Genomic DNA, 18,312 nt, shown 5'->3' with positions numbered 1-18,312 from the left:
GCCAAGACCATTTCTTTCAGACATACAAAATAAAAGAGCCAGATAAATAATGATGAGGATGTTCTATCGACGGCTGTTCGCAGTCAGCCTGGGTTTGTTGATATCGACTTCAATACTGGCTCAACCCCCGGAAGGGGACGTTCTGGCGCGGGGCCCGGAAGGGGCGGCGCTGACCCAAGGTCCGGAAAGGGTGACCCTGTCGCTGGACAACGCCGATATCCGCGACCTGATCAACTGGGCGGCGGATTTCACCGGCAAGAACATCATTGTGCACCCCAATGTGAAGGGTAAGGTCACCGTCGTTGCCGGCGACCCCATGTCCCATCAAGAGGCCTTTGAAGTCTTTATGTCCGTGCTCCAGGTCAATGGCTTCAGCCTGGTGGAGCAGGGGGGGGCCTGGAAAGTGGTGCCGGATGCCCTGGCCAAGCAGCAGGCGATTCCGGTCGTGAGCGACGAGACCCGCGCACCGCCAGAGTCCCTGGTGGTACGTACCGTGCGGGTGGAGAACATCTCTGCGGCCCAACTGATTGCTATGCTGCGCCCGCTGATTCCGCAGACCGGCCACTTGGCCGCCTACGCCGACACCAACACCCTGATCATCGCTGACCGCGCCGCAAACATCGATCAGATAGTGCATCTGGTCAAACAGCTGGATCGCGCCGGCGCCATCGAGATTGAACTGGTGCCACTGCAGTTCGCCTCCGCCAAGGAAGTAAAACAGGTATTGGGTGAGTTGCTGCAGGCGGGTGGCAAGAGCAGCCCAGGTAGTGAGGTGCAGCCCCTGCGCATCGCCGTGGACGAGCGCTCCAACAGCGTGCTGCTCACCGGCGATCCGGTAACCCGCCAGCAACTGAAGAATGTGATCGCCCGCCTCGACCAGCCGCTGGATGGTGAGGGCAACACCGCAGTGGTCTATGTGCAGTACGCGAGCGCCGTGGATCTCAAGCCGATCCTCGAGGGCATGAGCGGCAGCATCCAGAAGACCGAGAAGGACCAGCAGATCGCCGATGTGGAAGTGAGCATCCAGGTCAACGAGGCCCTCAACGCCCTGATACTCACCGCGCCGCCGTCACTGCTGGAAACCATGAAAGGGGTGATCGCCAAGCTGGACGTGCGTCGCGCACAGGTGTTGATCGAGGCGATTATCGTCGAAGTGACCGAGGGCACCGGCAACGAGCTGGGTATCAGTTGGATCACCGGGGCCAACGAAAATGCGGTGGCGGGCTGGAACAATAGCCCCGCCACTCAGGCCATCAATGAGGATGGTGAAGTGGTCGAAACCTTCAACCCCTTCTCCCTGCCGCTGGCCAGCCTGACCGGCCCCGGCGCCCTGCACCTGGGCTATTTGAGCGGCACCGATATCCGCGTCGCGATCAATGCCATCGCCTCGGAGAACAACGCCAATATCCTCTCCACGCCAACCATCATGGCTCTGGACAATGAGGAGGCGGAGATACTGGTGGGCCAGAATGTGCCCTTCGTTACCGGTGAGCAGCTGCTGTCCGGCAGCAATAACGACCCGTTTACCACCATTCAGCGCGAGGATATCGGTACCGAGCTCAAGGTGATCCCGCGGGTAAACAACAACAATTCCGTGACCCTGGAAATCGAGCAGAAGGTGGAGAACGTGCTGCCCACCAGCGAGGGCGCGGTGGATATCGTGACCAGCAAGCGGGAGATCCGCACCAAGGTTTTGGTCGACGACGGCGCCATACTGGTGCTCGGCGGCCTGATCGAGGACCAAGTCACCGAGTCGGTATCCAAGGTGCCGCTGTTGGGGGATATCCCGGGTATCGGCCGCCTGTTTCGCAATACTGACAAAAAAGTCAGCAAGACCAACCTGATGGTGTTCATACGCCCGAAGATCCTCAGCACCCAGATCGCCGGCTACGAGGAGACCCGCAAACGCTACCTGGACCTGCAGGAAAAGCAGATTCACCTGAAGGACAGGACCAGCCTGATCTGGGACTGGCATCGCGGCGACGTGCTGCCGGACCTGCTGCCACCTACCGGCGGCTACGACGGCATGGGAGTGAAACCGGACGGCGAGGCGCCGGTGGAAGTTCTCGATGCAGAGGTGATAGAGGCGGAAAAATGACGGCCAGCGCGGAAGTGACAACCCGGGCAGTGAAGCGGTTGCCCTATGCCTTCGCCAAGCGCCACCGTGCGCTGCTGCTCGACGTGGACGGCGGCGCTCGCTGCCAGTATGTCGCGCCACTGAACCCGTCGGTACTGGCGGAGGTGCAGCGCCTCTGTGGCCGCCCGGTGGATATCGAGGCGGTGGGAGAGGAGGCTTTCCAGGCCGCCCTGCAGCGGCTGTACGAAAACCGCGAGGGCGGCAATCTCTCCGATGTGGAGACACTGGGCGACGACCTTGACCTGGCCGCGGTGGCCGACTCCCTGCCGGAGACCGAAGACCTGCTGGAGCAGGAAGACGACGCCCCCATCGTCAAGCTGATCAACGCCATCTTCGCCGAGTCCCTCAAGCAGGGAGCCTCGGATATCCATATCGAGACTTTCGAGAAGCGCCTGGTGGTGCGTTTTCGCGTGGACGGCGTGCTGCGTGAAGTGCTGCAGCCGCGCCGCGCGCTGGCGCCGCTGCTGGTGTCCCGTATCAAGGTAATGGCCAAGCTGGACATCGCCGAGAAGCGCATTCCCCAGGACGGCCGCATCTCCCTGCTGATGGCCGGGCGCGAGGTGGACGTACGCGTCTCCACCATGCCGTCCTCCGCCGGCGAGCGGGTGGTGATGCGCCTGCTGGACAAGCAGGCCGGCAAGATGGACATGGGTAAGCTGGGCATGGCGGACCGCGACCTGCAGGTGATGACCGAACTGCTGGGTCGCCCCCACGGCATCCTGCTGGTCACTGGCCCCACCGGCTCCGGCAAGACCACCACCCTTTACGCCGGCCTCGCCAGCATCAACAACCGGGAGAAGAACATCCTCACCGTCGAGGACCCGGTGGAGTACAACCTGGAAGGCGTCGGCCAGACCCAGGTGAACACCAAGGCGGACATGACCTTCGCCCGCGGTCTGCGCGCGATACTGCGCCAGGACCCGGACGTGGTGATGGTGGGGGAGATCCGCGACCTGGAGACCATGCAGATTGCAATCCAGGCGAGCCTTACCGGCCACCTGGTGCTCTCCACGCTGCACACCAATACCGCACTGGGCGCGGTGACCCGTCTGGTGGACATGGGTATCGAACCCTTCCTGCTCTCCTCCAGCCTGATCGGCGTGCTGGCCCAGCGCCTGGTACGGGTACTCTGCCCGAAGTGCAGGCAGCCCCACAGCGCCGACGCCTCCGAGTGCCGTCTGCTGGGCGTGGAGGAGGCGGTGATCTACCGCCCCGCCGGCTGTGAGAACTGCAGCCACAGCGGCTATGTGGGCCGCGTGGGTATCTATGAACTGGTGCCCGTCAACGATGTCATGCGCCAGCTGATCCACGACCGCGCCTCCGAGAGCAAGCTGGTCACGGAAGCGCGCAAGGTGGCGTCCAGTATTCGCGAGGACGGCGTGGCGAAGGTATTGGCGGGGGTGACTTCGCTGGAGGAGGTGGTGCGTGTTACGCAGGAGTCTTGACGGCGGGATCACGGGACCCGGGTCCCGATTCTCCCCTACCTTTTCCGGGCTTGGAGGTCTCTAAATCGTGGCCGCCTTCCAATACATCGCCCTTACCGATTCCGGCCGCAAGAACCGCGGCACTCTCGAGGCCGACAGCCCCCGTGCGGCGCGCCAGCAGTTGCGCGCCAAGGGGCTGGTGCCACTGGAGGTGTCCCCGGCGGCGGACAGTGCCGGCGAGAGTGGCGGCAGCCTGCTTGCCGGCAGCCCGGGCCTCAGTATCAAACATCTGGCGCTGCTCACCCGCCAGATCGCCACGCTGCTGCGCGCCGGCATTCCCCTGGAAGAGACTCTCGGCGCCATCGCCAGCCAGACCCGCAATCACAAGATCCGTCGCATCGTGCTCGCGGTGCGCGGCAAGGTGCTGGAGGGCCACAGCTTCGCCCAGGCCCTGGGCAGTTTTCCCCGCGCCTTCCCGAAGCTGTACCGCGCCACGGTGGAGGCGGGAGAACACTCGGGCCACCTGGATGCGGTGCTTGAGCGTCTCGGCGACTACACCGAGAATCAGCAGAAATTCCGCCAGAAGGTGCAATTGGCGCTGATCTACCCGATGGTGCTGGTATTCATCTGTGTCCTGGTGGTGACCGGCCTGATGGTCTACGTGGTGCCGGACGTGATCGAGGTGTTTACCGGCACAGGCCAGGTGTTGCCCCTCCCCACGCGCATACTGGTGGCGGTGAGCGATTTCATCTCCGCTTGGGGTTGGCTGGTGCCCCCGGCGCTGGCGGCGCTGATAGTGGCGATTATTTTCCTGTTGCGCCGTCCGGCAGCCCGCTACCGCTTTCACCACCGGCTGCTGGAACTGCCGCTGATCGGCTGGCTGGTTCGGGGTGGCCAGAGCGCCCGCTATGTGGGTACCCTGGCGATTCTCACCGGCAGTAGCGTACCGCTGGTGCAGGCGATGGGTATCGCCAGTGGGGTGATGAGCAACGATTTTCTCAAGGAGCGTTTGCAGGCGGCGCAGAAATCTGTGCGCGAAGGTGGCAGTTTGCGCCGCGCGCTGGAAGACGTGGAGTATTTCCCGCCCATGATGATCTATATGATCGCCAGCGGTGAATCCTCCGGCACCCTGGATGAAATGCTCCGCCGCGCTGCGGAATCCCAGGAGCAGGATCTGCAGGGGGCGGTTACCGCGTTTGTCAGTCTGTTCGAACCGGCCATGCTGCTGCTGATGGCCGGGATCGTTCTGTTTATTGTGATGGCGATCATGATGCCCATCATGAGCATGAATCAACTGGTTGTGTAAAAGCCTGTCTACAGGCGAAGGGAGCGAGAAAATGAGAACTTTACGAAAAAGCGGCGGCTTTACGCTGATCGAGATCATGGTGGTGATCGTGATTCTCGGGGTGCTCGGCGCCCTGGTGGTGCCCAACGTGCTGGGACGCACCGGCGAGGCGCGGATGAAGGCCGCAGTGGTGGACCTGCGCGCCATCGAGACTGCGCTGGATATGTACCGCATGGATAACTTCGTGTACCCCAGCTCCGACCAGGGTCTGCAGGCGCTGGTGAGCAAACCTTCCGGCTTTCCAGAGGCGAAGAACTGGAACGAGCCCTATCTGAAAAAGGCTCCCAAGGATCCCTGGGGCAATGAGTACCAGTACATCAGCCCCGGTAGCACCGGCCCCTACGATCTGTACAGCCTGGGGGCCGACGGCAAGCCCGGTGGTGAGGGTGAGGCGGCGGATCTATCGCTCGCCGAGCTTTGAGTTTGACCGGGATGGCGTGCCGGCTTGAAGTAGGGGGGCTTGAATCGCTCCCCGGACAGATCGGGACTCGGGGCTCTCGGCTCGCGACTCGGGTTTGTCTGCCGGACGGGCGCTGCCAAAGCGCGGGTACTGCCGGCACTCTATCCCCAAGCCTTTCTCACGCCGGGTCCCGGGCCCCGGGTTCCGGTTCCCGTCAATCCGGCTTCACCCTGATCGAGATTCTGGTCGTCATCGTTATCATCGCCACCCTGGCGGGGATGGCAGTGCTGTCCCTGGGCGGTGCCGGCAACCGCAACTGGACCGGCGAGGTCCAGCGCCTGGCCAGCCTGTTGCAGTTGGTGGCGGACCGGGCTTTGATCGACAAGGCGCACTACGGGGTGATGGTGGAAAGTGACGGCTACAGCGTGGTGCGTTTCGATGCCGCGGCCATGAAGTGGCAGGCTCTGGACACCGAATCCGCGGGCCGCAGCGCTGCGCGTTTCGCCTCTCATCAGCTGCCGGAAAATATCCGCCTGGAAGTGCTGGAGGAAGCCCAGATGCCCGGCACCGAATCCAAGGAGTTCGCCGCTGAGCGAAAAGAGGAGGAGGAACAACTCCCTCAGTTCGTGGCGCTTTCCAGCGGTGAAATCCTCCCGGTAGAGCTGGCCATGTTCCTGCTCAGTGACGGCGACATCAGCCGCGGAGCATCGATTTCCTATACCAGCCTGGCGGGATTGAAGGTGGAGTGGCAGGTGGATGACTGAGCGTAGATACGGGTCCCGGGTCCCGGGTCCCATAGTTCCCATTTCTCGCTCCTCCGGTTTCACCTTGGTGGAGGTGCTGGTCGCGCTGGTGATCTTTGGCGTAATCGCCGCCAGCGTGCTGAAAACCATGCAGGGCAGTGTGCGCCAGCAGGCAGCCATGGAGGAGCGCCTGGCCGCCAGTTGGGTGGCGCAGGAAGTGCTGGCTGAGATTCGCGTGCGCAGCCCCTGGCCGCCGGTGGGAGAGAAAGCCGAACGGGTGCCGCTGGGTGGGCGCGAGTGGCAGGTGACCGCCACCGTGGAGGACACCAGAGAGGAGCGTATGCGCCATATCATCGTGGAAGTGGCGCGGCCGGACGGCGAGTATCCGGTATTCACCCTGGATGCCTGGGCGGCGAAGGGGGGGCGGAATGGTGAATGATGACAAATTTGCAGGAGCAAATTTGGACGCCGAACGCGCCCGCAGGGCGAGCGCCATGGATGGCGCGAGTCAATGCGGAATGCGGAATGTGGGACGGGCAAAGGCGCGCAGCGGGCAGATAACGGCGCATTCCGCATCCAAACAGTCCGGCTTCACTCTGATCGAGATCATGGTGGTGCTGGTACTGGTTTCCATCATCAGTATCGGGTCCTACGCCCTGCTGGACACCTTCAACGCCACCGACCGGGCACTGGAAGGGCGCGCGGAGGAACTGCGGCGGCTGTCCATGGCTCTCTACCGCATCGACGATGACCTCCGCCAGCTTACGGTCCGGCCGGTCAAGAATGCCTACACAGGCTACGAACCGGCCCTGCGGGGCGATGCGGACGAAATCGAGTTTACCCGCCTGGGCGCGGCCAATCTCACTGGCGAGCCCCGCGGCGAGCTGCAGCGCGTGGGTTACTCCCTCGGTTATCCTGAGGAGGAGCCCGGCGGAAACGCCCTGGAGGAGGACAGCGGCGGCTTGTTCCTGCGCAGTCGCTGGCGGGTGCTGGACCGAGGCCCAGATTCGGAGCCGGTGGCGGAGCCGTTGCTCGCCGGCGTCGACGCGCTGACCCTGCGCTATTACGACCCGGATACCGAAACCTGGCTGTCCCAATGGCCGCCGGCATCCTCACAGACTTCCGCCGGCCAACTGGACATCCGCCTGCCCCAAGCTCTTGAGCTGGTGTTGATGACCCGCACCGGCGGCGAGTTGCGGCGGGTCTTTCCCGTAGCCAGCCCTCCCGATAAGGACGCCGGCGAGCGCGGGGAAAACCCGTGAATGCCGCCGGGCCCAAACAACAGCGCGGGGTTGCGCTGATCACCGTGCTACTGGTGATGGTCATCGCGATCGCCGCGGTAACCCACTCCATACTGCGCAACCGAATCGCCCTGTCGCGCACCGGCATGTTGCTGGCCAATACCCAACTGGCTGAGTTCGTCGGCGGCGCCGAGGCTTGGGCGCGGGTGGCCCTGGAGCGGGACTGGGAGGCGGACAAGGAGGCCGGTAAGAGGGGAGAGGATCCACCCGCCGACCATGCCGGCGAGCCCTGGGCGCAGAAAGCGTTGGAATTCAATCCGGACAATGGGAAGATCCGGATTCAGATCAAAGACTTACATTCATGTTTTAATGTGAACAATCTCACTGCAGGCGGCTCGGGCAGGCAGGGCGGACAGGGCAGACAGGGGGGCGAGCAAAACGAGATTTTCGAACGCCTCGTGCGCAATGTCAGCGGCAAGCCGGAGCTGGCCAACGCGATCCTGGACTGGCTGGACGCCGACGACACCCCGAAAGCGCCGGGCACCGAGGATGACGGCTATCTGGGGCTGGATGTGGCCCATCGCACCCCGGATACGCAGATTACCGATGTGTCCGAACTGGCCGCAGTGCAGGGGATGGAGGCGGAGGACTGGCAGAAATTGCGTCCCTTCCTGTGTGCCCTCCCGGAAACGGACACGAAAATCAATGTGAACTTCGCACCGGTGGAATTAATCGAGGCGGTGCAGCCGGAGGCCAACAGCGAGGAGATTGTTCGCCAGCGGGAATCGGAGATGGTTTTCAGTGATTACGCCCAGTTGGCCAGCTACGGTGTGACCGGCGGCTCGGGGCTGGTTTTCGAGAGCAGCTATTTTCTCGCCCGGATCGCGGTGCAACTGGGGGACGGCGGCGACTACCGCCAGTACTGGGAGACCACTTTAAAAGTCGACCAGGGCAAAGGCAGCGCTGAGGTGTTGCATCGCCAGCGGCGCAGCTTCTCCACCGGGCACATGCAGGAGTTACTGCAGGATTCTTCCGAATCTGCGGATGATAAATCAAGAAAAACCAAATAGTTATGGCAGATAGTTTAAGTTTTGAATCAAAGGGTGCAGCACCTGGGCGGCAACTGATGTTGCTGCGCTTACGGGAGGATGAAAGTGGCCTCGGCATCCTCTGCTGGTGCAGCGACGGCTGGCGTCCCGTGGCCCTGGACGACAGCTTTGTGCGCGCCTTTGACCCGGACCGCGAGCCGCTGGAAACCCCGGAGGACGCAATCCAGCTCGATTTTCCCGAGAACGCCCGGGCGCTGCTGCTTCTTCCCGGCAACTGGGTGTGGAGCGGCGTGGAGGCGATCCCCAAAGCCGCGCGCCGCCAGAGCAGCGCAGTTGGGTACATGGTGGAGGAGCGGTTGGCCGAGGACGTGGAGGATCTGCACTTCCTGTGCCGGCCCATCAGCGGTGAGCAATGCAGTATCTATGCCGTCGCCAGGGAGAAGATGGATGCGCTGCACAGCCAGTTGCAGCGCTTGCAATGGCCGGTGGTCGCGGCTGTACCAGAGTACCAGCTACTGGAACCGCTGAATCGGGATATCGCCCTGTGGATAGACGGCAGCCAGGCGCATATCTGGCACAAAGCAGGGTACGGCCTCACTGTTCAGCGCCAGCATCTGCAGCCGCTGTTGGCCCATCTGGCGGAAGCTGGCGAAAGTGACGATGACGCGGATGAGAGTGCTGAGAGTGCGGTGCCCGAGCTGCAACTGCTCGGTGCCGGCGGGGATGACTCCCTGGTCATAGCGGAATTGGAAACCCTGTTTGGCGAGCGCCTACAGCGCTCCGAGCGGGCGGCGGAGGAAGAACTCCTGGCCTGCGCCAGGCCCGATTGCCTGGCCAATCTGCTGAGCGGCGATTACCAGTTGGACGACGGCAGCGATGAGCGCGACTGGTGGTACAAGCCGGCGATTGCGGCAGTGGCCTGCTTCGTGCTTCAACTGATGCTGTACTTGGCTGCCGGGGGCTATTACCAATGGCGCGCGGGCAGTGCGGAGAGCGAGGCGCAGGCGCTGTTCGGCGAACTCTTTCCGCGGGACCGGCCGAGCGCGGATATCCGCCGCCAGATCGACGGCTACCTCAACCAGGCCGCCGCCGGCAGCAGCAGCTTCGGGCGCCAGATGCAACTGTTGAGCAGTGTCTGGAGCCAGCACAAGGGCGGTGAACTCAAGCTGGAGTCCCTGCGCTTCGACGGCAACCGCGGGGAAATGGTGTTGCAGCTACAGGCGCCCAACCTGACCGACCTGGACACCCTCGTGGGACGCCTGTCCAACGGCGAATACAAGGCGGAGCTATTGGCAGCCAACGAACTCGAGAAGGGCGTGTCCGGACGTATCCGGCTGCGCTAATCAGTTATTAGTGAATTCAGTGATCTAACAGCGATGAAAGAACAAATCGAACAATGGCGACAGAAATGGCAGGCGCTGCCGACCAACGACCAGCGCGCCCTGGGCTTACTCTCGCTGTTTCTCGGCGGGATGTTTGTGGTCTACGGCCTGTTTATGCCCGCCAAGAACTTCTTCGACAGCGCCCGGGCCGAAGCCGAGAAATCACGTCAACTGGTGCAGTGGATCGAGTCTCAGCGCCCAATACTGGAGCGCCTGGATACCAGCTCCATGGGCGCGCCGGCCCAATCCCAGGGCACTCTGTTGCAGCGGGTCACCGCCGCCGCGGAACAACACAAGATTACTATCAGGCGCTTTGAGCCGGAAGGAGAGGGGCGCATTCGCCTGTGGATAGAGCAGGCCCGTTACCAGGATCTGCAACCCTGGCTGAACAACCTGATACAGCAGCGCTTTACCATTCGCACTGTCAACCTGGACGCGCTGCCCCAGGAAGGGATGGTGTCCGCGCGTCTGACCCTGGAAGGATAATCAGTCCTTCAATAGCTGGAAGTTATTTTTCAATAATTTTCCGGTCAAAATATAACCTTGCGTTCGTTTTTGTGAGTTTATTGGACGGAATTTTGCCGTCATATTTCTGTTTTTTTGGGCTGTTGGTTGTTGAGCCAAGTGTGAAGCCGCCAGGATGGTCCAACGGAAGTGGCACCTAAACCCCTATACTTGGGGTACGAAGACGAAATGGATGCCACGATGCTGTTTAAAGATATCGCCACCAACCACCTGGTCGAGGTAGCCGATATAGTCACCTTGGCGAATCCCTACGAGTTGACTGTTGTGGGTCGCTACCTCTGGGGCGAGGAGGTGCAGGATCCGGAGGTCTTCGACAAGACTCAGTTGAGCTTCCTGTCCGGAGAAGCGCTGCCGCTCTGCTGGCATGACAGCCGATACCGTGACCGGGAAGTTCGCCGACTGCGCTGCGGTACCCGGGCGGAGGATGGGGATTACTACCAGGGAGCATGATCCGTGACCAGATAGCCGTGACGGAAGCGCCACTGTTAACTGATCACTGATCACTGTAGAATCCGCGCCAATTTTCGAGGCGGGTGGTTCCATGTCATTCGAACAGTTTGAAGAGTACTCCCTCTGGTTCGGTGTCGGCGGACTCATCCTTTTTATGGTCTTTATCGTCTGGAACCTGGCCAAGGAGTCCAAGGCTGGGCGTTTCGGCACCTTTATTTTGTTTATCGCCCTGGGCCTGGGCCTGCTCGGATTCCTTATAAAAACAGTCCTGGTAGAGATACTGGGCATTGGTTAGCGGATATGCCGTTATTTGACCGCCCCGAACTGAAAGTCCAGAAAGACCGCCGGGTGTGCCGGAACACAGACATGCGGGTTGCCAAGTACACCCGACGCGGCTTGCTGTTGTCCCTGCTCGCTTTTGCCATTGCCATCGCAATGGGGGATCTCCGCTCGGAGATGCCGCAGCTGGTTTTGATTCTGGGCATCGGACTGGTGCTGCTGACCCTGGCGCGCGGCTATTATGTCTTCCGTTTCGCCGGTATCTACGCCGCCGGGCCCAATCGATGGCGTCAACGCTATTTTCTCTCCTCCACTCTGGGGGCCCTGTGGTGGGGGATAATCCTACTCTGCCACGTGTGGCTGGTGGGCTTTGCCCCGGAAACTCACTTCCTCTGGCTGTACACGGTAATCTTCTGTTCCAGTGTCGCCACCGTTTTTGCTCCCTACCATCGATTTCTCGCCTGGTTTATCTCTGCCTGCCTGTTACCCGCCGCTGTGGTGGCCTTCCTGTCGGGAGATATCCTCGGCACCATCTACGGTGCGGCGACCTTTATTTTTGTGTGGTTGACGGCACATCAGGGGCGTCGGGAGTCCGAGAACTACTGGGATCGCATCGCGGCCATGTACGAGCTGCAGCAGCGCGCCAGTCACTTGGCCGCGGCGAGCAAGCACTCGGAGGCGGCGGTGGCGCTGACCAACGAATTTATCGCCAATATCGGCCAGGAATTTCGCAGCCAGGTGGCGGACTCCATGGATGCGCTGACCCTGCTGGAGGAGGAGCCGCTGACCAAGCGTCAGCATGAACTGATCCAACTGGCGAAGAGAACCGGCGGCCAGCAGCTGAAGCTGGTGGACAATGTGGGGCTCTTCGCCCGCGTCGCGCGCCAGGATATCCATCTGCGCCAGGGGCCTTTCAATCTGATCAAGGCGATTGAGAAATCCTTCAAGTTTGCGGCCGACACCGCGCACCAGCAGCATCTGGAACTGAACTTCCAGATCGACGATAACCTGCCGGTTATGGTCACAGGTGACAACCGCAGAACCGGCCAATTGATCCGCAACCTGGTGGATTCCGCCACCATGATTGCCCACCGGGGTGAACTTTGGGGGCAGGTGAATTTCGAGTACCTCAACAGTGCCGAGGGGCAGTTGACCATCCAACTGCGCGATTCCGGTGAAGGAGAGATACTCCCCGAGGAAAGTGAGCTTTTCGGCGCCTTCTCCCGCCTGGATAGCACCCAGGTGACCACCGGCCTGGGCTTATCCATCGCCAAGGGCCTGGCGGAGATCATGGGCGGCCATATGCAGCTGTATTCCTCCGACGAGGGCAATCGCTATCAAGTGGCAATGAAATTCGCCATTGAGCCCAACCAGCGCACCTATCTTACCCCCGAGCGCCGCTTGCAGGACCACGAAGTGGTGTTCCTGCACCAGGGAGGGCTGTTTGTTGCCGGCCTTGTTCAGGCACTGCACTCCTTCGGCATGGAGGTGGCCAGTTACAACTGGTCGGAAGCCAACCGCAAGGTCGCTGAGGAATCCCTGCGACAGGCACTCAGCTACGGGCGTCTGATATTGCTGGTGCCGGCCATGGGCGATCGGCAGTTGCTCGCCGATGTCACCGCGATTCTCAGCGATGAGAGCGAAAGCCAATCCCCGTTGCTGTGTCTTGGGGGCTATGGCCATGAGGGCGACTTCGCCCCACTGCAGCAGGCGCTGCCCAACCCTCGGTATCTGCCGCGGCCGGTAACCCGCAAGGAACTGCACGACGCGCTGATCGAACGCCTCTTCGGCAGTGCCAAAAAAGTCAGTCGGCGCATTGTTTGTCGCAGCGAAGAGCAACCACGGCATAGATCGCTGCTGCTGATCGAGGAGACTCACCAGCACGGAGTCACTGAAGAGATGTTGCAGGCACTGGGCTACCGCGTCGATGTGGCCTCTTCGATAAAGGAGGCCCTGGAGCGCCTGCCGGAGGGCGGATACAACCTGCTGCTGGTGGATTGCCAGCAGAACACCGAGCACAGTGCACAGATTATCGAGAGCCTGCGCCGCTGGGAGGCGGACAACACCCCCGGCGACCGCTTGCCGATCGTCGCCCTGACCAGCACCACACGGGAGCAGTTCGAGAGTCGCTGCCTGGCGGCGGGCATGGACAGTTTCCTTACCAAACCGCTGGACCGGGACAGCCTGCGTGAGACACTGGAGCGCTGGCTCGGAGGACTGTGACGTACACAGCGCTTCCCCGCACTCGAAAAGAAGTCCTTCCACTCACTAATTTATTCTTTATTGCTGTGAGTGATAGAATAATATATTCTTTTGTCATCTTTGGGGCTCACTAAAAATAGCGACAGGAGGCTCCCCATGATCGGCAATTTGTGTGGCACGGGTCAGCGGGCGGTGCTGGTGACTCTATGCCTGCTGGGGCTCTTGTCCGCTTGTAGCGATTCCACTGAACCCCTGTCGTCGGACAGGAATTACGGTTTCTCCACCGATGTCCCGGGCATCCAACTGCCCATGCTGTCCGCCGCCTTTTGGATTGAGCGGATTGGGGACGACTCCGAACGCCTCACCGCTGATGTCATCGCCGAATTCAACCGGCGCAACCTGGCTTCAGATCCGCACCTCCACGATCTCGCAAACCTCCCCGATACCCTCGCCCGGGAACAGCTGCTGTCGCTGCTGGACGACGTCAGCCGGCCGGCCCGGTCGCCGCGCTATTATGCCGACGGACGCGAAGTCTCCAGTGCGGATTACGCGCGACTGGAATCCGCACTGGGGCGCGAGGCCGTGCCCGCGGAGCTGGAAGTGCGGTGGGGACTGGCGGTCCGGCGCGACAGCATGCGCAGCTATCCCACCGGCGAGCGGGTGTTCAGGGACCCCGCCGAAAAGGACCTGGACCGTTTCCAGGAAACCGGCGTATTCCCGGGGCAGGTGGTGGCCCTGTTGCACGAGAGCGCGGACGGCGACTGGTGGTTTGCGATGAATTATCACTACGCGGCCTGGCTGCCCAAGGCCGCTGTCGCCACCGGTCCGCGGGAGGAAATCGAACGTTGGCGGAACAGGGCTCCGCGCCTGGTGGTCACCGGCGCAAAGGTTGGGACCAACTTCAATCCGGTCGACCCGCGAACATCTCAGCTGCAGTTGGATATGGGCACCAGCCTGCCGCTGATGACTGCCGTCGAGGTCGGGCACGACGTCAACGGGCAGAACCCCTACGCCAGCCATGTGGTGGAGCTGCCGGTGCGCGACGACGACGGCCGCCTGGAATTCCGGCCCGCACTGATCGCGCGCAGCCGGGATGTGAGTGTGGGGAATTTATCTTACCGGCCGTCGGTACTTTTGCGGCAGGCATTCAAGTTTCTCGGCGAACGCTACGGCTGGGGGCACGACTACAACGCCCGGGATTGCACCGGCTTTATCGGCGAGGTTTACAAGACTTTCGGCATCCTGATGCCGCGGAACTCCGGCCAGCAGGGGCAGAGCGATTTTGCTCCCACACTTTTTTTTGCCGACGGCGATGGCGACAACGAGCGCCGGCGGCGCGCGCTGGAGCGGCTGCAAGTGGGCGACCTGATTTATACTCCCGGCCATGTAATGATGGCTATCGGCCGCGTAGAAGGCGAGCCCTACGTCATCCACGACGTAGTGGGGTTGGCCTATTACGATGAAAGTGGGGAATTCTATCGCGGCACACTCTCCGGCGTGTCGGTTACCCCTTTGACGCCCCTGTGGCTTAGCCCCGGCAAAAAACTTGTCGACAGTATCTACGCCATCAAATCGATCCGCTAACCGGTGTTTTTATGAAAATAGTTGACGTCAAGCTCGGCATGCTGAAAGTGCCTCTGATCACGCCCTTCAAAACTGCCCTGCGCACCGTCGAATGCGTGGAGGATGTGGTCGTCATCCTGGAGACCGACACCGGCCAGTTGGGCTACGGCAATGCTCCAGCCACGGCGGCGATTACCGGGGACACCCACGGCTCCGTGGTTGAGGCGATCCGCACCATCTTCACTCCGCTGTTGCTGGGCCGAGAGGTGCAGCATCTCAACCGAATCTGCGGCGAAGTGCAGGCCGCGCTGGTCAATAACTACAGCGCAAAGGCGGCGATCGAAATTGCCCTCTACGACCTGTTCGCACAACTGCACCGGGCGCCGCTGTACCGGATTCTTGGTGGGGACGGGAACGGCCTGACCACCGACATCACCATCAGTGTCGATTACATCGACAAGATGGTGGCCGATGCCAAGCGTGCGGTGAAGCGCGGTTTTGAGATACTGAAACTCAAGGTCGGCAAGGACATCGGTCTCGATATGGAGCGTATAAAGGCGGTTTACGCCGCGGTGGAGGGGCAGGCGCGCCTGCGCCTGGACGCCAATCAGGGCTGGAATCCGAAACAGGCGGTGCTGGCGATCAAAAACCTGGAGGAGGCCGGGGTGGTGCTGGAGCTGGTGGAGCAGCCGGTGAGCGCCCGGGACCTGGACGGCATGCGCTATATCGCCGAGCGGGTGCAGACTCCGATCATGGCCGATGAAAGCATTTTCGGGCCCATTGACGCGTTCGAGGTGATCAGGCAGCGCGCCGCCGAGATTATCAATATCAAATTGATGAAGACCGGCGGAATTTCCAATGCGATAAAAATCGCAGATATTGCTTCTGTCTACAATGTCGAATGCATGATGGGCTGTATGCTGGAAACCAGCATCGGCGTTTCCGCGGCTGCCCATGTGGCGGCGGCAAAGCCCTGCGCGGTGACCAAGCTCGACCTGGACGTACCCTCCCTTTGCCAATATGATCCCGTGGTTGGTGGCGTTACCTATAAAGATGCGGATATCATCCTCAGCGAGACCCCGGGGCTGGGTATTGAGCGCATCGAGGGCCTGAGGCCGCTGGACAATTGAGCGGAGTATCCAAGCGGAGCAACAGGGCATGAACTGTTTATTGAAAATGCGTTCCATGCGAGAGCAGATGTCTGTCAATGAACGCAAACTCGCTGATTTTATTCTGGACAACACCAAGCTGCTGCGCGATTACTCCTCTCAACAGCTGGCGGACGCGGTAGGGGTCAGCCAGTCCAGCGTCGTCAAGTTTTCACAGAAGCTCGGTTACAAAGGTTATCCCAGCCTCAAGCTGGCCGTGCACGAATCCTACGCACTCAATTCCCGCGCCGAAGCCAGTGAGGCGGAGCCCGAGTCTTTTTTTCCCGGCCCCGAGAGTATTCTCAGCACCCTGGGCCAGAAGAAAATGGAAGTGTTGCAGCACACGGTGAGTGTCAATGATCCGCAACAGCTGGGAGCGGCGGTGGAAGCGCTCGGCCGTTCCCGCTGTATTCAAGTCGCCGCCTGTGCCAGGTCGGTGGCGGTGGCCCGCTACCTGAATCTGCACCTGCGGGAAAACGGCCGCTGGTCGGTGTTCGAGCAGGACATGGATCTGCAAAAATCCATCGTAGCCAATATGGAGGCGGGCGACCTGCTCTGTATCGTCTGCGACATGGGCGGCGAGGAGTCCCTGGTGGAAGTCGCCAAACGCGCCCGCGAATGCGGCGCTAAAGTATTGAGCCTCACCCGCTACAACCACAATGCGGTGAGCATGCACGCGGATATTCGCCTGTTCGTAATGCCCATGGAGGAAGAGGATCGGGCGCTGCAGCGGCTGCTGTTCCAGGCGGGACAATTGCACTTGGTGGAAAGCCTGATAACCGGTTTGATTCTAGGCAAATAACCTGTTTGCAATCGCTTTTTTTCTTGTAGGAGCGGCCATGGGCCGCTCCTCAGGTATTGATCAGTTCTCAGGTTTGACCAGCTGCCATTCCAGATCGTAATTCCACTGATCGAAATACAAATTCCCACCGCGCCACTCCACCTCCCCGCGCTGCGAATCCACCGTCTCTGAGCGAAAATGTTCTTTCTCGGGGAAAAAGGGCTGGCTGTAATCGCTGTTGAACACCAGGCGGAAGGCGTCCAGCCCGCCCAGGTAGAACCAGGTTTCCGCTTCCGTCTCGCCGGCCAGCACACCGTGGGTGACGTCCATGGGCAGCCAGCCGTAGGGCTCCAGGTAGAACTCTCCCCAATCGTGCATGGTATCGAAATCTCCCGGGGAAAATTCCCAACCGGACTGCCAGCGCGCAGGAATACCGTTCATGCGCATCAGGGTGATCAGTAGCAGTGTCTGCTGGCCGCAGTCGGCGTGGCCCGCATGGGCGGCGTAGTGGCTGATATTGCGGATGGTGGAGTATTCGCGGGCACTGGCCCAGGGGATTTTGTCGACGTGGGCAAAGAGTTTTTGCGCGATCCGGTAGCTGTTGGATTCGCCGCCGACAACACGCTGTGAGAGCGCGCGCAGTTCCGGAGTAAAGACGATATGTGGTGGGCGCTCCGCAAGGTAGGGTGCCAGCTGGCCGTCTTTAGATAGCTGCTGCACGCGTCGCTGATCTACAACGGTGTGGCGGGACAGGCTGTCGAAGGCATAGCGGATCTTGAACTCCGTGGCCTCGCCGGCGCGGGCCGTTTTCTCCAGGTAAATGGTGCGTTGCGGTTGCAGGGGGGGAGCCAGCTGGTAACGGCCGGGGCTGCTGGCTAGCAGCTCGATATTTTCCTGACTGCCGGGTAGGGGGATGGGGAAGGGCAGCCAGGCGCGCACGGTTTCCCCGGCGGGAACCGCATCGGGTTTGACCCGCAGGGTGTAATCCACCTGGATGCGGTTGCGCAGCGGCGTCTTCCCGTTGATCACTTCGCGGTGGTGCGGGTGCAGGGAATAGAGGGGAGCCTTCTCGGTGAACCCGCGAAAATCAGCGCTGCGCTGTGCGAGCTGGTCGGAGAGTTGCAGCAGGTTGTACGCAGCCATGCGGAAGTAGCGCCGCTCGCCATCGATCTGTTTGAATTCCAACCACTCTGCACGATCCCAGTCGCGTATTTCCTCTTCGCGGGCGTCGGGAATATAGCGTCGAATCGACGCCTTCAGTGCCGCGTAATCCTGCGGAAAATCCCGTTCAATCCGGCGCATCCGCTCGGCCTCGAACGCCAGTTGTCTGCGCAATGTGGGGGCTTCAGCGATTTGCAGTAATTTTTCAATCTGTACTTTGGTATGGCGGTACTGCCCGGCATCCACCAGCGCCTTTACAGCCTGGAGCCGGTCTGGATTATCCGCTTTGGCGCATAAAGCTACACAGAGGAACAGGACCGGGGAGAGAAGGCGCAGGGAATGCATGGAAAGCTCCCATTAAATAAATTATTCGAAGTTTTTGTGCGGAGATAGGAATAAATTATATTTACATCGAGATCGTGTATTGATAAATTATTCTGAAGAGGTCGCTGCGTCAAGCGGTTGGGGCGCAGCCAAGCCCG

The 18,312-nt window shown here is 61.1% G+C and carries 17 protein-coding genes; 16 read left to right on the top strand and 1 reads right to left on the bottom strand.

What is annotated here, in order from left to right; genetic code table 11:
- Window positions 1–49: 49 nt before the first annotated feature.
- The 16 genes from gspD (at window position 50) to PP263_RS05995 (ending at window position 16,690) form a co-directional block, all read left to right on the top strand.
- Complete coding sequence (gspD, locus tag PP263_RS06070; RefSeq protein WP_308367470.1) at window positions 50–2,098, top strand: type II secretion system secretin GspD; 2,049 nt, start codon at window positions 50–52, stop codon at window positions 2,096–2,098.
- On the top strand, window positions 2,095–3,582 hold the full coding sequence (gspE, locus tag PP263_RS06065; protein WP_308367469.1) for a type II secretion system ATPase GspE: 1,488 nt from the start codon (window positions 2,095–2,097) through the stop codon (window positions 3,580–3,582). Before gspD ends, gspE begins: the two co-directional genes overlap by 4 nt.
- A 67-nt stretch (window positions 3,583–3,649) precedes the next feature.
- Window positions 3,650–4,867 (top strand): type II secretion system inner membrane protein GspF, encoded by a 1,218-nt coding sequence (gene gspF / locus PP263_RS06060; RefSeq protein WP_183459664.1) that lies wholly within the window; start codon window positions 3,650–3,652, stop codon window positions 4,865–4,867.
- Between the two features lie 31 nt (window positions 4,868–4,898).
- Window positions 4,899–5,327 (top strand): type II secretion system major pseudopilin GspG, encoded by a 429-nt coding sequence (gene gspG / locus PP263_RS06055; protein ID WP_308367468.1) that lies wholly within the window; start codon window positions 4,899–4,901, stop codon window positions 5,325–5,327.
- An 11-nt stretch (window positions 5,328–5,338) separates the two neighbouring features.
- Complete coding sequence (gene gspH, locus PP263_RS06050; protein ID WP_308367467.1) at window positions 5,339–6,070, top strand: type II secretion system minor pseudopilin GspH; 732 nt, start codon at window positions 5,339–5,341, stop codon at window positions 6,068–6,070.
- Complete coding sequence (gspI, locus tag PP263_RS06045; protein WP_308367466.1) at window positions 6,063–6,488, top strand: type II secretion system minor pseudopilin GspI; 426 nt, start codon at window positions 6,063–6,065, stop codon at window positions 6,486–6,488. Before gspH ends, gspI begins: the two co-directional genes overlap by 8 nt.
- A gap of 88 nt (window positions 6,489–6,576) precedes the next feature.
- Window positions 6,577–7,311 carry a type II secretion system minor pseudopilin GspJ gene (gene gspJ, locus PP263_RS06040; RefSeq protein ID WP_308367465.1) on the top strand — a complete coding sequence of 245 codons (735 nt, stop codon included), beginning with the start codon at window positions 6,577–6,579 and terminating at the stop codon, window positions 7,309–7,311.
- Window positions 7,308–8,360: a type II secretion system minor pseudopilin GspK gene (gene gspK / locus PP263_RS06035; protein ID WP_308367464.1), complete on the top strand. Its 1,053-nt coding sequence runs from the start codon at window positions 7,308–7,310 to the stop codon at window positions 8,358–8,360. The genes gspJ and gspK overlap by 4 nt, the downstream gene beginning before the upstream one ends.
- Before the next feature lie 56 nt (window positions 8,361–8,416).
- Complete coding sequence (gene gspL / locus PP263_RS06030; protein ID WP_308367463.1) at window positions 8,417–9,682, top strand: type II secretion system protein GspL; 1,266 nt, start codon at window positions 8,417–8,419, stop codon at window positions 9,680–9,682.
- A 33-nt stretch (window positions 9,683–9,715) separates the two neighbouring features.
- Window positions 9,716–10,207 (top strand): type II secretion system protein M, encoded by a 492-nt coding sequence (locus tag PP263_RS06025; protein ID WP_308367462.1) that lies wholly within the window; start codon window positions 9,716–9,718, stop codon window positions 10,205–10,207.
- A 219-nt stretch (window positions 10,208–10,426) separates the two neighbouring features.
- The gene (locus PP263_RS06020) at window positions 10,427–10,696 is read left to right on the top strand and encodes an acetyltransferase (RefSeq protein ID WP_308367461.1); all 270 of its coding nucleotides are present in this window, start codon (window positions 10,427–10,429) and stop codon (window positions 10,694–10,696) included.
- A 91-nt stretch (window positions 10,697–10,787) separates the two neighbouring features.
- Entirely contained in the window at window positions 10,788–10,991 is a 204-nt protein-coding gene (locus tag PP263_RS06015; RefSeq protein ID WP_183459650.1) for a DUF2788 domain-containing protein, read from the top strand.
- A 71-nt stretch (window positions 10,992–11,062) separates the two neighbouring features.
- Complete coding sequence (locus PP263_RS06010) at window positions 11,063–13,198, top strand: hybrid sensor histidine kinase/response regulator (RefSeq protein WP_308367460.1); 2,136 nt, start codon at window positions 11,063–11,065, stop codon at window positions 13,196–13,198.
- A 135-nt stretch (window positions 13,199–13,333) separates the two neighbouring features.
- Complete coding sequence (locus PP263_RS06005) at window positions 13,334–14,761, top strand: SH3 domain-containing protein (protein ID WP_308367459.1); 1,428 nt, start codon at window positions 13,334–13,336, stop codon at window positions 14,759–14,761.
- Window positions 14,762–14,772: 11 nt separating this feature from the next.
- A complete protein-coding gene (locus PP263_RS06000; RefSeq protein WP_308367458.1) occupies window positions 14,773–15,870 on the top strand; it encodes a dipeptide epimerase in 1,098 nt (365 codons plus the stop codon).
- Window positions 15,871–15,898: 28 nt separating this feature from the next.
- Window positions 15,899–16,690 (top strand): MurR/RpiR family transcriptional regulator, encoded by a 792-nt coding sequence (locus PP263_RS05995; protein ID WP_308367457.1) that lies wholly within the window; start codon window positions 15,899–15,901, stop codon window positions 16,688–16,690.
- A 60-nt stretch (window positions 16,691–16,750) separates the two neighbouring features.
- Here PP263_RS05995 and PP263_RS05990 read toward each other — a convergent pair whose 3' ends face one another.
- Window positions 16,751–18,175, bottom strand: a complete 1,425-nt coding sequence (locus tag PP263_RS05990; protein WP_308367456.1) for a transglutaminase domain-containing protein — start codon at window positions 18,173–18,175, stop codon at window positions 16,751–16,753.
- Window positions 18,176–18,312 lie beyond the last annotated feature (137 nt).

It is taken from the genome of Microbulbifer sp. TB1203 (assembly GCF_030997045.1).
Taxonomy (GTDB): domain Bacteria; phylum Pseudomonadota; class Gammaproteobacteria; order Pseudomonadales; family Cellvibrionaceae; genus Microbulbifer.
This window is presented reverse-complemented; position numbering and strand designations above follow the sequence as displayed.